At 61.3% G+C, this 13,508-nt stretch carries 14 protein-coding genes; 9 read left to right on the top strand and 5 right to left on the bottom strand.

Features of this window, described 5'->3' with window-relative positions; translation table 11 throughout:
* The 4 genes from ACTAQJ_RS18265 (at nt 1) to ACTAQJ_RS18280 (ending at nt 3,983) form a co-directional block, all read left to right on the top strand.
* Entirely contained in the window at nt 1-753 is a 753-nt protein-coding gene (locus ACTAQJ_RS18265) for a 5-oxoprolinase subunit B family protein (RefSeq protein WP_498698246.1), read from the top strand.
* The gene (locus tag ACTAQJ_RS18270; protein ID WP_498698249.1) at nt 750-1,763 is read left to right on the top strand and encodes a 5-oxoprolinase subunit C family protein; all 1,014 of its coding nucleotides are present in this window, start codon (nt 750-752) and stop codon (nt 1,761-1,763) included. Before ACTAQJ_RS18265 ends, ACTAQJ_RS18270 begins: the two co-directional genes overlap by 4 nt.
* A 56-nt stretch (nt 1,764-1,819) precedes the next feature.
* Complete coding sequence (locus tag ACTAQJ_RS18275) at nt 1,820-3,160, top strand: MFS transporter (protein WP_498698251.1); 1,341 nt, start codon at nt 1,820-1,822, stop codon at nt 3,158-3,160.
* A gap of 73 nt (nt 3,161-3,233) precedes the next feature.
* Nucleotides 3,234-3,983: an SDR family oxidoreductase gene (locus tag ACTAQJ_RS18280; protein WP_498698254.1), complete on the top strand. Its 750-nt coding sequence runs from the start codon at nt 3,234-3,236 to the stop codon at nt 3,981-3,983.
* A 113-nt stretch (nt 3,984-4,096) separates the two neighbouring features.
* Here the strand turns inward: ACTAQJ_RS18280 and ACTAQJ_RS18285 are convergent, their stop codons facing one another.
* The 4 genes from ACTAQJ_RS18285 to purB form a co-directional block, all read right to left on the bottom strand.
* The gene (locus ACTAQJ_RS18285; protein WP_498698256.1) at nt 4,097-4,531 is read right to left on the bottom strand and encodes an acyl-CoA thioesterase; all 435 of its coding nucleotides are present in this window, start codon (nt 4,529-4,531) and stop codon (nt 4,097-4,099) included.
* Between the two features lie 75 nt (nt 4,532-4,606).
* A complete protein-coding gene (locus ACTAQJ_RS18290; protein ID WP_431117097.1) occupies nt 4,607-5,110 on the bottom strand; it encodes a GNAT family N-acetyltransferase in 504 nt (167 codons plus the stop codon).
* A gap of 171 nt (nt 5,111-5,281) precedes the next feature.
* Nucleotides 5,282-5,938, bottom strand: a complete 657-nt coding sequence (locus ACTAQJ_RS18295) for a histidine phosphatase family protein (RefSeq protein WP_431117096.1) — start codon at nt 5,936-5,938, stop codon at nt 5,282-5,284.
* A 235-nt stretch (nt 5,939-6,173) separates the two neighbouring features.
* Nucleotides 6,174-7,580 (bottom strand): adenylosuccinate lyase, encoded by a 1,407-nt coding sequence (purB, locus tag ACTAQJ_RS18300; RefSeq protein WP_498698259.1) that lies wholly within the window; start codon nt 7,578-7,580, stop codon nt 6,174-6,176.
* Between the two features lie 166 nt (nt 7,581-7,746).
* Between purB and ACTAQJ_RS18305 the strand changes: the two genes are divergently transcribed.
* Nucleotides 7,747-8,058, top strand: coding sequence for a hypothetical protein (locus ACTAQJ_RS18305; protein ID WP_498698262.1), 312 nt, complete (start codon nt 7,747-7,749; stop codon nt 8,056-8,058).
* Entirely contained in the window at nt 8,058-9,398 is a 1,341-nt protein-coding gene (locus ACTAQJ_RS18310; protein WP_498698266.1) for an alpha/beta hydrolase, read from the top strand. The genes ACTAQJ_RS18305 and ACTAQJ_RS18310 overlap by 1 nt, the downstream gene beginning before the upstream one ends.
* 99 nt (nt 9,399-9,497) lie before the next feature.
* Here the strand turns inward: ACTAQJ_RS18310 and ACTAQJ_RS18315 are convergent, their stop codons facing one another.
* Nucleotides 9,498-9,926 carry a phage holin family protein gene (locus tag ACTAQJ_RS18315; RefSeq protein ID WP_498698268.1) on the bottom strand — a complete coding sequence of 143 codons (429 nt, stop codon included), beginning with the start codon at nt 9,924-9,926 and terminating at the stop codon, nt 9,498-9,500.
* Between the two features lie 126 nt (nt 9,927-10,052).
* Between ACTAQJ_RS18315 and ACTAQJ_RS18320 the strand changes: the two genes are divergently transcribed.
* From ACTAQJ_RS18320 to ACTAQJ_RS18330, 3 genes are all read left to right on the top strand, one after another.
* Complete coding sequence (locus ACTAQJ_RS18320; protein ID WP_498698270.1) at nt 10,053-11,171, top strand: histidinol-phosphate transaminase; 1,119 nt, start codon at nt 10,053-10,055, stop codon at nt 11,169-11,171.
* A 149-nt stretch (nt 11,172-11,320) separates the two neighbouring features.
* The gene (pdhA, locus tag ACTAQJ_RS18325; protein WP_498698271.1) at nt 11,321-12,514 is read left to right on the top strand and encodes a pyruvate dehydrogenase (acetyl-transferring) E1 component subunit alpha; all 1,194 of its coding nucleotides are present in this window, start codon (nt 11,321-11,323) and stop codon (nt 12,512-12,514) included.
* Nucleotides 12,514-13,494: an alpha-ketoacid dehydrogenase subunit beta gene (locus ACTAQJ_RS18330; protein WP_477515439.1), complete on the top strand. Its 981-nt coding sequence runs from the start codon at nt 12,514-12,516 to the stop codon at nt 13,492-13,494. The genes pdhA and ACTAQJ_RS18330 overlap by 1 nt, the downstream gene beginning before the upstream one ends.
* Nucleotides 13,495-13,508: the final 14 nt, after the last annotated feature.

Genomic DNA, 13,508 nt, shown 5'->3' on the forward strand with positions numbered 1-13,508 from the left:
ATGTCCGTGCTTACAGCGGTCCCCACCGAAGTCTACGAATCCGGAGACTCCGCACTACGTGTAGTCGCGATCTCGGAGGCAAGCGAAGAGAACTGGCTTACAGTGCATGGACTGGCCCAGTGGCTGGAAAACTGCGGAGCCGAAGGCCTTCACGGTGCGGTTCCCACATACGATTCGGTACTCGTTGAATTCGATCCCATCCTGGTTTCCGCCCGGCAGGTACGGGCATTCGTGAAACTCGGACTGCTTGAAATTGGACGTACGGGCGAAACCGCAACGGCTCCCCGCGAGTTCGATGTTCCCGTGGTCTATGGCGGCGATTACGGCCCGGATCTGGAGCACGTTGCACAGTATCAGGGGATTGATACCGAGGAAGTCATCCGGCTCCACACCGAAAAGACATACACGGTTCGTTGCCTGGGTGCGCCTGCAGGCTCGCCCATGATGGACGGGCCTGCCTTCCCCAAGCCCGTACCCCGCCTCAAGGATCCCCGGCTCAGTGTTCCGGCTGGTGCTGTTGCAGTCGCCGGCCGCCAAGCCGTCATCGCTCCGGCTGTGGCCCCCGGCGGCTGGTGCGTCATTGGCCAAACCCCCTTGTCAGTCCTGAATATCCGCCGGGAACCGTTGGTCCCGTACAAGCCGGGCGACATCCTGCGTTTCCGGGAGATCCATCCCGAGGACTTCAACCACTACGCGGGCTTGGAATTGGAGCCGCTGGAACTGGCTCCCTCGGGATCGGGAGTGCGGCCGTGAACGGCGGAGTCCTGATCCAGCAGCCCGGTAACGCGGTGGTCACGGACCTCGGACGTACACGCGGCCCCCGTTTCGGGCTGCCGGTCAACGGAGCTTTGGACCAGTACTCAGCCCGAGCGGCGAATATTTTGGTGGGCAATCTGGACAACGATGCGTTGGTGGAAATCACTGCACTCGACTTCCGGATGAAAGCCACCAGTGACATCCTCATCGCCGTCACCGGTGCCCCGCTCACGCTCACCGTCGGGGGTCGCCCGTCGAGTCAGTGGGAACCTGTGTCCGTGAGGGCGGGCGAATCAGTATCCATTCGTCGAATTCGTAGCGGACTGCGCGCCTACCTGGCTATCCATGGTTCCATCGAGGCAGACACGCTGCTTGGCAGTGTAGCCCCGGACACCGTGGTTGGCTTTGGACTTCAGCTCAAGGAAGGTACCAGCCTTCCCACCCGTCGAAGCGTGGGCCCGGTACGCCAGCCTTACTTCGACCTCCCCCTTTTCCGGTTGGGCCTTGAACGGCCAACCATGGGATCAGATCTGTCGGTCGATGTGACCGACGGACCGGACATCGCCGAGTTTGGCGAATCTGGTGAACTGCTCTTCACCTCGGAGTACACGGTCAGCGGCCGCAGCAACCACATCGGCCTTCGACTTGGCGGAGACCTTCCGGAAAGAACCTCTAGCGGCGAGGTCCTTTCCCGCGGAGTGCCTGTGGGCGCCGTCGAGGTTCCTTCAAGGGAAGAGTTGCTGGTGCTGCATCGGGGACGCGGCGTCACCGCCGGGTACCCCGTACTCGCAGTAGTAACCAGCACCGGACTGGATGTCCTGGCCCAAGCACGGCCAGGGGACAAAGTCCGTTTTCGGAAAACCACAGTGGCAGAAGCAACTGCCGCCTATCGACGCTCGCGGGCCCAACTCGAAACCCTCCGCGAATCCGTCAACACCGTCTTCGGACTCCTCGGCATCGGATGCCGTCCCCAGTGGCAGGACTTACAAGTTGCGGCATGCAGCTAAAAACCCTGTCGTCATACCAGTAGGCGTTGCTACGCTCATCTCAGTAAGGAAAAGTCATGACCGCAAGCACCAACGCTGCGCCAGCGCAGCATGAGCGGCTCACGGGCCGCCAAACCCGCAAGGTTGTCACCGCAGGTTGTGTTGGCATCTTCGTGGAACTGTACGACAACGGCATTTTCGCCTTCATGGCGGGAACGCTGGCGCTCGTCTTCCTGGCCCCGGGAAACCCGGACAACGCCCTGCTCTTCGTATTCGCTGGATACGCGGTTTCGTTCTTCGTGCGACCGCTCGGCGCTGTTGTTTGTGGGTACCTCGGAGACCGGATCGGCAGGCAAAAGCTCCTGGTCTTTGTCATTCTCCTGATCAGTGTTGCCACCGCCGGCATCGGGCTCTTGCCGCCGTTCGCTGCCATTGGCGTTGCGGCTCCGATTCTGCTGGTTCTCCTGCGTCTTCTTCAGGGCTTCTCCGTTGGCGGCGAAGCTGCGGGCGCCATGACCTTCCTCGCTGAGCACGCCCCCGAAGGCAAGCGCGGCATCATCACCTCGTACGCCCAGATCGCCTCCTTCGCAGCACTGCTCACCGGTACGCTGGTGGCGTTTTCCATGTCCCCATGGCTCACGCAGGCAGCCATTGACGCCGGCGGCTTCGGCTCCTTCGCATGGCGCATCCCGTTCCTCGTCGCCATCCCCATGGGCATCATCGGCTGGTACATCCGCAAGGCCATTGCCGATACCCCCAACTTCGTAAAGCTCAAGGAAGAGGGCGGACTCTCCAAGAACCCGCTGAAGGAAGCCTTCAAGTCCGCCGAGCACCGCCGTGCCATGCTCCTGGCCCTCTTCATCCCGCTCATGAACGGCTCCGGCTACTACGTCCTGTTCTCCTACATGCCCACGTTCCTCAAGGGCAAGCAGCTGAACTTCACCATCGGCGAGGCGCTCCTGGTGACTGCCTGCAGCCTTGTTGTCATCTGCATCGCGATCCCGTTCATGGGAGCGTTGTCGGATCGCGTGGGACGCAAGAAGGTTATCGCCGGTTCCGCAATCGCCATGGCAGCCCTCGGGATCCCGTCGTACGCGCTCATCGCCACCGGTGAAATGGGCCTTGCCATCCTCGGAGCCTGCATTATGGCGATCGTCTTCGCTGGACACACCGCAGTCATCCACATCCTGATCGTCGAACTGTTCCCCACGCGGGTCCGGTACTCGGCATACGGCCTGGGCTACAACATCTCGTCGGCACTCTTCGGTGGCACGGCTCCGCTGCTCATGACCTGGCTAATCAGCAGCACGGGCAACATCTACATGCCGGCCTTCTACGCAGTAATCACGGCACTCGGGACGCTCATCGCCGTCAGCACGGTCAAGGACCGCGCCCACGAGCCGCTCCGCGACGCTTAGCAACTACTGACCTTCGGGCTTCTGCGTCCGGCCCGGCCGGACGCAGAAGCGCCACCGACCTTTGGAGAACCCAATGACTTTTTCCGACTACACCACCGCTCTCGTCACCGGAGCGTCAACCGGAATGGGCGCAGCCATTGCCGAACGACTTGCCAAGCGCGGCCTGACTGTTCACGCTGTGGCCCGCAACGAGGAACGCCTTGCCGAATTGGCCGACCGTACCGGAGCGATCCCGCACGTAGTTGACCTGACCGACACAGCCGCGCTGGCCGCCGTCGTGAATGACCTCAACGTGGACGTCCTGGTGAATTGCGCCGGGGTTTCCCGGCCGGGGAACATCCTGGACTCGTCCGAAGAGGATATTGACGAACTGGTGGACGTCAATCTCCGCGGCCTGCTTCAGCTCACCCGCCTTGTACTGCCGGGAATGGTGGAGCGGGACCTCGGCCACGTTATCAACATCAGTTCGATCGCCGGCACCTACAACTTCTATGGACACACCGTCTACCACGCGACCAAGGCTGCTGTGCACCAGGTCTCCCGGCAGCTTCGCAACGACACGGTGGGCAAGCGGATCCGGGTCACCGAGATCTGCCCGGGACGGGTGGAGACAGAAATCTTCGGCCGCAACATGGGCGGGACCCCCGAGGCCATGGAAGAAGCCTGGAACACGTACTACGAGGGCTACGAGTCACTGACCACGGACGACATCGTGAACGCCTTGGACTACGCTATCGAAACGCCCCGACACGTGAACGTCGGCATGCTGGAACTGATGCCCACATTCCAGGTGCCCGGCGGCCTCACGTTCGACCGGCGCTAAAGCGCCCCCCCAGATTCCGGTGACATCACTCCCTCACCGGAAATACAAGCTGGCGGCCGCGTTTTCGCGGCCGCCAGCACCCGTCTGCCAAGTAACGCCCGACGGCGCGTGGTTCAGTCCTCGTGCAGGGTTTCTGTCAGGTGATGGGTGGGGATGCGGTCCCGGTCATACGTGATTTCCGTGTAGCCGTGGGGCTGCGGGCGGCCATCAGCGCCCATGTTCACGAACACGATCTCCTCTATGGTCAGGATGCTCCGCCGGGTGATCATGTTCCGGACTTCGGCGCGCATGGTCAAGGACGTGCGGCCAAAGCGTTTGGCCGTCAGTCCCATTTCGATGAGGTCGCCCTGAACGGCTGAGCTCACGAAGTTGATTTCGGAGATGTACTTGGTGACCGCGCGGCCATTGCCCAATTGAAGGATGGCGTAGATCGCTGCCTCTTCATCGATCCACTTCAGCAGGCTTCCACCGAAGAGTGTGCCGTTGGCATTGAGGTCCTCGGGCCGCACCCATTTGCGCGTGCGGAAGGTGATGTCTGCTTTTTCCATTTTCCGAGATTATCTGACTACCGCAGCGTGTGCTTGATGTTGCGCGACGCTTGGTTGCTGCTTTCTGTCGGTTGGTTATGCCATCGCAGTGTGGGAGGCGCTGTGGGAGTTGATCCGCTTGGAGTAGCAGTAAGACCCATTTACGCCGACGTACGGTCCAAAATTGGGAATTTCGGCGAATCCGGCGCTTACATAGAAGCTCCGTCCGTCAGACTGCGCTGATCCTGCCTCAGCTGCGATCACACTGAAGCCGTGGGAGTGGGCCTGGGCTTCGAGTGCAGCCAGGATGGAACTCGCGACTCCTGATCCGCGCGCGTAGGGAACCACGTACAGTCGCTTGATCTCAGCTGTGTTCTCGTCCAACATCCTCAGGCCGCCGCATCCGAGCGGTTGTCCGGAGGATTTCTCGTAAGCCACAACGAAAACCGCAGTGTCAGCTTCGGTGGGCGGGGGACCGGGTTCGTGATCCGTGGTCCCGAACCGGGCGTCCAGTTCAGCCTGTTGCGCGGCGCGGAGGTCAGCGCCTACCGGGTTCGCCCAGGTGACCTGCCGGATGTTGAGCCGGGGGTTGGTCTGCATCGATGCCTCATTTCGCTTTGGTTTCGCTGAGGTGTTTATGCGTCTTAAGCCTAGGAAGCTGTGGTTACCGCCGTGTTTCCTGCGCGTAAGCTTCGGGAGAATTGCTGAATTTCCTGCCGTGCGGGGCCTGCTCTGCGCCTTCTCGCGGGAATTTAGCGCGCAGAGCAGGCCTCACAACGCTTCGCCTGTGGGGTCCTCGGCCGTCTGGTCTGCCAAGGCGAGCCCACCCACGGGAATCTGGTCCCAGTGCAGCACGCGCCATCCTGATTCGGGATCACCTTCGAGCGCCACGATTCCGGTATTGGGCAATTGATGGGTCTCGGCGAAGAGCGTGTCGATGTCCTCTGCCCTGCGGCCCGCCCAGCAGCGGATTGCGGCACCGTGGCTGACGATGGCCGCCGTCGAATGTCCTGCCGCCGCAACCTTTTCCACAGAGGCATCGAAGCGGGCAAAGAAGTCATGGCCGTTGAAGGCGCCCGGCATGCGAACGTCGAGATCGCCGTCAGACCAAGCGAACACCGTGCCCATGTAGCGCAGGTGCGACTCATGATCCGTCTTCTTCTCCAGCGCACCGGCCTCGATCTCGTGGACGCCGTCCAGGATTTCCGGTTCCAGTCCCGTGGCGGCGGCGAGCGGTATCACCGTCCGCTGGGTCCGGAGAAGCGTGGAAGTGTAGAGCGCCTGAACGGACTCGTCTGCAAGAGCCTCTGGCAGGGCGGCTGCTTGCCGCTCGCCGAGTTCCGTCAGCCCCGGGCCAGGAAAGGCCGTATCCAGTTGGCCCGCAACGTTGCCGGGGGTCTGTCCGTGCCTGATCAGTAGGAGCTTCATGGGTGCTCCGCTCCTTACGTCGTAGCTGTTCTGTCCTGGCCATGCGTTCCTGCCCAGTTGGTTCCAGCCAATCAGCGGTCAACGCAAGTGGACACCCCGACACGCCGTTTCTCCGCACCTGGAAGGGTGTGGCTCGGTGACGAAGTGGGCAGGAAAGCGCCAGGGGCCCACCTCATTAAACGCCGACGGCAGGCCGAGGCACCAAGCCCCGGCCCGCCGTCGTCCGCGTTTGTTGCTACTTCAGGTGGTCCACCAATTTGTCAGCGATGCCGGTGTACTTGCCCGGGGTGAGGGCGAGCAGGCGGGCTTCGGCGTCGGCGGAGAGGCCGAGCCCCTGCACGAACTCCTGCATCCGGGCGCCATCTACGCGCTGGCCCCGGGTGAGGTCCTTCAGGCGCTCGTAGGGGTTTTCCATGCCTTCCACGCCGGCAATGGCTTCGGCTCGCATGACCATCTGGATGGCTTCGCCCAGGACTTCCCAGTTGGTGTCGAGGTCGCCCGCGAGGACTTCCTCGGCGACGTCGAGGGCCTTAAGGCCCTTGGCGACATTGGAAATTGCCAGGAGGGAGTGACCAAAGGCGACGCCGATGTTGCGCTGTGAGGAGGAGTCCGTGAGGTCGCGCTGCCAGCGGGAAGTAACCAGCGTTGCGCCCAAGGTGTCCAGCAGGCCGTTGGAGATTTCCAGGTTGGCCTCGGCGTTTTCGAAGCGGATCGGGTTGACCTTGTGCGGCATGGTGGAGGATCCGGTGGCACCAGCAACTGGAATCTGGCGGAAGTAGCCGATGGAGATGTAGCTCCAGATGTCCGTGCAGACGTTGTGCAGGATGCGGTTGAAGCGGGCAATATCGGCGTAGAGCTCTGCCTGCCAATCGTGGCTTTCGATCTGCGTGGTGAGCGGGTTCCAGGTGAGGCCCAGTCCTTCGACGAAGGTCTTGGCAACAGCTTCCCAGTCGGCACTCGGGACGGAAGCAACGTGTGCCGCGTAGGTGCCCGTGGCACCGTTGATCTTGCCGAGGTATTCGGTCTTGGCGATCCGTGCCAGCTGGCGGTTCAGGCGGTGCGCGATGACCGCCAGTTCCTTGCCGAGTGTGGTGGGCGTGGCGGGCTGGCCGTGGGTGCGGGACAGCATGGGCACGGAGCGGTTGGCTTCGGCCATGGCCTCGATCTGCTGGACCAATGCGGTGGCGTTGGGGAGCCACACATCCTCTACGGCGCCCTTGATACCAACGGCGTAAGAGAGGTTGTTGATGTCCTCTGACGTGCAGCCGAAGTGGACCATGGCTGTCAGGTTTTCGATGCCAATTGCGGGCAGGTGGCGGCCGATGTAGTACTCCACTGCCTTGACGTCGTGGACGGTGACGGCCTCGATCTCGGCGAGTTCGTTGACCGATGCGGCGTTGAATTCGGTGACGATGGCACGGAGCTGCGAAACCTGCTCGTCCGTCAGGGGACCCGCGCCGGGCAGCACCGACTGGCTGGTCAGGTGGATCAGCCACTCAACCTCAACGTGAACGCGATCGCGGTTCAATGCAGCCTCGGACAAGTAGTCAACGAGGGGCGCGACGGCGGCACGGTACCGGCCATCGAGGGCGCCGAGGGCGAGGGGTTCGGAAGCGAGGGACACGCGAGGGGATTCAGCCATGGGGCCTATTCTTTCATGTTCCGCGGAGGCGCCCGAGTTGGTGACTTGGCTATGTGGACAGCCGCCCGCGTTATCCACATAGCCGACGGCGGCGCTTCCGCCCGGTACCCCGGCTCCGTAGCGTCGTACCTACCGATCAGCAGAACAATCAATGGAGTACACGGACATGAGCGTCGGCTTGATGCCTGCAGCCAACCCACCCACCTTCGAGCCCCTGGAGTGCGCCTCGCGCAGCCACGAAGTCCAGAGGCTCGCTTGGCGAATTAAGGCCTCCGTGGATCAGACGGATGCTGTGCTGGCATCCTTGCGGCGGACCCAGTTGGAAGAGTGGCAGTCTCCCGCCGGAAGTGCTTACAGGACAACTATTGCCCTTCACGCATCGGCGTTAATGCGGGCGCGGGAATCGCTGGAAGATGCAGCTGCCTCGGTTCTCCGTCATTCGCAGAACGTCGCCGTCTCCGATGGGAGGGGGCACTGATGGCTGATGTTGCTCCTGTTGGTGCGGGGTCAGCCCCTCAACCTAAGGCCCCGGCCCTGGATGGGATCCTCAGCATCCGTGGGGGAGTGGGCGGAATGTCCTGCCAGTTGGAAGAGCTCCTGCGTGGAGCCGCACTCCTTGATGACTTGGTCCAGCAGTTGATTGGTGTGGAAGAAGTAACCCGTCGGGTGCAGGCTGATTTGGGGCCCTACCTCTTCGACTCGTACGCCTCGGGGTGTGCCGCAATCGATGCGGTGGCTGAAAGCGGTCAAGACGTAGGCAGGGTGCGTCAGGAATTGGTTGGTGTCAGCGCCAGTGTGCGCTCCAGTCATCACGATTACCTGCAAACAGAGGCCAAAAACCAATTCCCGCGGATGTTGAGGTTTGAAGAGATGAAGATGTCAGGTATCCCCTGGGTACCTGGCCGGGACATGATGCACAATGTGGTCACAACCATCATTCCGCCAGGTATGGAGGCGCGGGACATCATGCGGGGACTGCTGGAATCACCCCTGGTTCCAGCACTGAGGCCGCGCCCGGTGAACATCGAGAAGATGGATGAGTCGATCGAGCAAGTGGACCCATCCATGGCACAGAGCATCCGGCGGCTCGAGAAACTCCATGCCCGAGGCGATGGAGAAATTGAGATTATCCAGCTCGACCACGATGGCTCGTCGTCGTGGATGGTGTTGATTCCGGGAACACAACCCGAAGCACCGGTTACAAATCCCTTCGACATACCGGGTGTTGGTGAAGCCATCGGCTACGACTCTGAAGAAGTTGTGCCAGCCATTGGTCAGGCGTTGAGGGAAGCCGGCGCTGAAGCCGGTGACCAGGTGGTAGCAGTCGGGCACAGCCAAGGAGGCGCGCACGCCATGAACCTCAGCCAGAACAAGGCATTCCTCAGCGAATTCGACCTCAGGTATGTCCTGACGGCTGGGGCTCCAGTTGGCGGTATTAGCTCCGAACCCGGAATTGCTGCGTTGCACCTGGAGCACATCCAGGACGCGGTCGCGGGTGCGGATGGCGGGGTGAACCCGGATACCAAGGACAGGGTTACGGTAACGCTGAACAATGAAGTCAAAACGCCAGAGGGGGAAGACCACGGCCTGGGTCCCGGTCACCGACTGGACAACTACGCCGCGGGCGCCGAATTGGTGACGGCGAGTAAGGATGCCTCCCTTGCAGCTTCTACAGCAGTGTTCGCGGGTGTTGTTGGTGTGGGAGGCATGGCGAAGGTGACTCACTTCAAACTGGAACGGTCACCCTTGCCGGACAAGAGGCCGAGCCTGCACAACCCCAATCTTCCAGAGACAAGATCCGTGGCCGGAGCGCGTTAAGTGAAGCGTTTACGGTGGGTGCAGCGCCAATGGTTAGTGCAGCGCTTACGGTGCCTGCAGCGCCAACAGTGAGAACAGCGCCAGCGGCGGGAACTGCATCTAGCGTTTCCGGGCCCCCGGGATCAGGCCGGCAACCAGGCTGATGATGCTGATGATGATCGAGGCGAGGATCGCTGTCCAGAAGAACGAGTCAATGGTGAGGTGCACAGGCGTAAAGCTGCTCAGCCACGCCGTCAGGTAAAGCATTGCCGCATTGATGATGATCGTAAACAACCCCAGTGTCAGGATCGTCACGGGGAGTGACAGAATCTTCACAAGTGGGCGCACGAACGCGTTGACCACTCCAAAAATCAGCCCGATAAAGAGGTAAGCCAAGACGATGCCTGCTGCATCCGCGCCTTCAGTGATCCCCGCGTTGGCTGCCGCCCTTTCGGTGGCAGAGGAGGAGATTTCCAGTCCCTCCAACAGCCAGCTGGCGATCCACAGAGCTAGACCATTGATCAGGACGCGAACTATGAATGAACCCATGCGCCCATGCTTTCATACTCGTCTGTGGCTCGGCTGAGACATCACTATCGAGAGGTAGCTTGATGAGGATGAACGTTGGCTGCCGAACACCCCAAACGCCGCAGGGGTGCAAGTAGGCTTGAATCCATGACTACTACTGACAACGCACCGGAGGGCGTACTCCCTCGACCGGTCGTGGACAGGCTCCCCAAGTACGCGGCTGGTAAACCCCCCGCTGCGATCGAGGGCCTCACCAGCTACAAATTGTCGTCCAATGAAAACCCGCTGCCTCCGATCCCTGCAGTGTTGCAGGCCATCGCAGACCAGACTGACATCAACCGCTACCCCGACCCCTTGGCAACCAAATTGCGCAATGCTTTGGCTGACTTCCTGGATGTTCCTGCTGACGACGTCGTCACCGGCGCAGGAAGCCTCGGCGCGCTCAACCAGATTCTTGCCACCTTTGCGGGCCAGAATGATGACGGCAAGTCGGATGAGGTGATCTACGCCTGGCGCTCCTTCGAGGCTTACCCCATTTGTGTGGGCCTCACCGGGGCGGCCAGCGTGCAGATCCCGTTGCTTCCGGATGGCCGTCACGATCTCGAAACGATGGCCGCAGCGGTTACGGTGCGCACCAAGGTGATCTTGCTCTGCACCCCGAACAACCCCACCGGGCCCATCCTTACGGCTGAGGAAACGGAGCGCTTCATCCAGTCGGTGCCGCCCAACGTGGTGGTGGTCATTGATGAGGCCTACCAGGAATTCGTCCGCGACCAGGCTGCCGTAGACGGGATCAAGCTTTACCGGAAATACCCCAATGTTGTGGTGCTGAGGACTTTCTCCAAAGCCCACGGGTTGGCGGGACTGCGCGTTGGCTACAGTGTTTCCGGCCCGCAGCTTACCCAGCACCTTCGCGTCACGGCTACACCCTTCGCCGTCTCGCAAATTGCAGAACGCGCCGCGATTACATCCCTGGAGAATTTCGACCAGGTTGTCGAAAGGGTACAAAGCCTGGTGGAGGAGAGGGACCGCGTCACTTCGGGTCTCCGCGCTCTCGGATGGTTCGTGCCGGAGGCCCAGGGGAACTTCGTTTGGTTGAACTTGGGCGAGAACAGCGGCGAGTTTGCGGCGTTGGCGGCCGAACAGGCCTTGTCTGTCCGGGCCTTCGGTAATGAGGGAGTCCGGGTCAGCATTGGCGAAGTGGAAGCCAATACAAGGTTCCTGAAACTCTGTGCAGGTTATACAAAGGCTCCGCACAGTTCCTAGCGGTTAACAAATGCGCCTACGCTACTTACTGCCGATAAAGTAAGGACGAAAGCCAAAATATATGCCCATTCCGGAATGCATTCCGGAATGGGCATATATCCCAGCGACAGACATTGCCCGGCGCTAGCTGCGGCAAGCAAGGAGACGGAATGGGCTCGACACACCTGCCCCCCGGGACCGATGAAACTCTGGCGGCAACCTCAGCAGCTGTAGCTGCCTCGAGTGAACCCGTAGAGATGGTCCAGTTGCTCGGCCCTGACGGAAAGCTAGGCACCGATCCCGTCTTCTCTGACTATGCCAAGCGGATAGACCCCGAAAAGCTCCGCGTCTTTTATGCCGATATGGCCAGGATCCGCCGTTTTGACCAGGAAGCCACCGCGCTGCAGCGGCAAGGCGAACTCGCTTTGTGGGTGCCGCTGACCGGTCAAGAGGCCGCCCAGATCGGCTCGGCCCACGCCAGCCAGCCCCAGGACTACATTTTCCCCACTTACCGTGAACACGGTGTCGCACTGGTGCGCAACGTGGACCTTGCTGAATTGTTGAAGCAGTTCCGCGGTGTCTCCAACGGAGGCTGGGACCCGCGCGGGAACAACTTCCACCTTTACACTCTGGTCCTCGCCGCGCAGACGCTTCACGCCGTGGGCTACGCCATGGGCATCCAGCGGGACCAGAAGCTCGCGGTTGGCGGTGATTCCAATGATCCCAAGGCTGCGGTGATTGCCTACTTCGGTGACGGCGCCAGCTCCGAAGGCGACGTCCACGAGTCAATGGTTTTCGCTGCCTCGTACGACGCCCCGGTTGTCTTCTTCTGCCAGAACAATCACTGGGCCATCTCCGTGCCTACCGAAGTCCAGACCAAGGTTCCGTTGGCCAACCGCGCCAAAGGCTACGGTTTCCCGGGGATCCGCGTGGATGGCAACGACGTCATTGCCGTCCATGCCGTCACTGAATGGGCCCTGGAGCATGCCCGTGAAGGCCGGGGCCCTGTGCTCATCGAGGCTTACACCTACCGGGTTGGCGCGCACACCACAGCTGACGACCCCACCAAGTACCGCGAACTGGCCGAAGAGGCCGCGTGGCGTGAGAAGGATCCGCTGGACCGTTTGGAGAAATACCTGCGGACTGAAGGGCTCGCCGATGAAGCCTTCTTCGAGCAGGTGCAAGCCGACGGTGATGAGCTGGCCAAGTATGTCCGCAGCACCACGCATGGCCTTGAGGTGCCGGACATCCGCGATTCCTTCGCCAATGTCTATGTCGAAGCACACCCGCTGATTGCAGAGGAACAGGCGTGGTTCGAGGAATACTCGGCAGGCTTTGAAACCGACCAGGAGGCAGCTAACTGATGGCAACCATGACCATTGCAAAGGCCATCAACGAAGGTCTCCGCGCAACGCTGAAGAGCAACCCCAAGTCCCTGTTGATGGGCGAGGACATCGGGCACCTGGGTGGCGTTTATCGGGTGACGGATGGCCTGATCAAGGAATTCGGGGCGGACCGCGTCGTCGATAGCCCTCTGGCAGAGTCCGGCATTGTTGGTACCGCGATTGGCCTCGCTTTGCGTGGCTACTTGCCGGTGTGCGAAATCCAGTTCGATGGCTTCGTCTATCCTGCCTTCAACCAGATCACCACGCAGTTGGCCAAGATCCATGCCCGCAGCCATGGCCGCCTCACTGTTCCTGTGGTCATTCGAATCCCTTACGGCGGCGGCATTGGTTCCATCGAGCACCACTCCGAATCCCCGGAAGCGTTGTTCGCCCACACTGCCGGCCTCCGTATCATTTCGCCGTCCAACGCCCACGACGCTTACTGGATGATCCAGAAAGCCGTTGAGTGCCAGGACCCTGTGATCTTCTTCGAGCCTAAGCGCCGCTACTGGCTCAAGGGCGAGGTGGATGTTGAGAATGCCGGCCCGTCCGAAGACCCGTTCAAAGCACACGTGGTCCGCGAAGGTACGGACGCTACGATTGTGGCTTACGGGCCTTTGGTTCCGGTTGCCCTCGCTGCAGCAAACGCTGCAATTGAGGATGGACGCAGCATTGAGGTCATCGACCTCCGCTCCATCTCGCCTGTGGACTTCGACACCGTTGAGGCGTCGGTCAAGAAGACCGGCCGGCTGATCGTCGCCCACGAAGCCCCCACGTTCGGTGGCATCGGCGGCGAAATTGCCGCCCGCATCAGCGAAAGGGCGTTCCTGCACCTTGAGGCCCCTGTGATCCGCGTTGGCGGTTTCCACATGCCGTATCCCGTGGCCAAGGTTGAAGAGGACTACTTGCCGGACATCGACAAAATCCTCGAAGCGCTCGACCGCTCCCTGGCTTACTAAACCGCCCTGATCCA

The sequence above is a fragment of the Arthrobacter sp. alpha11c genome, assembly GCF_054149985.1.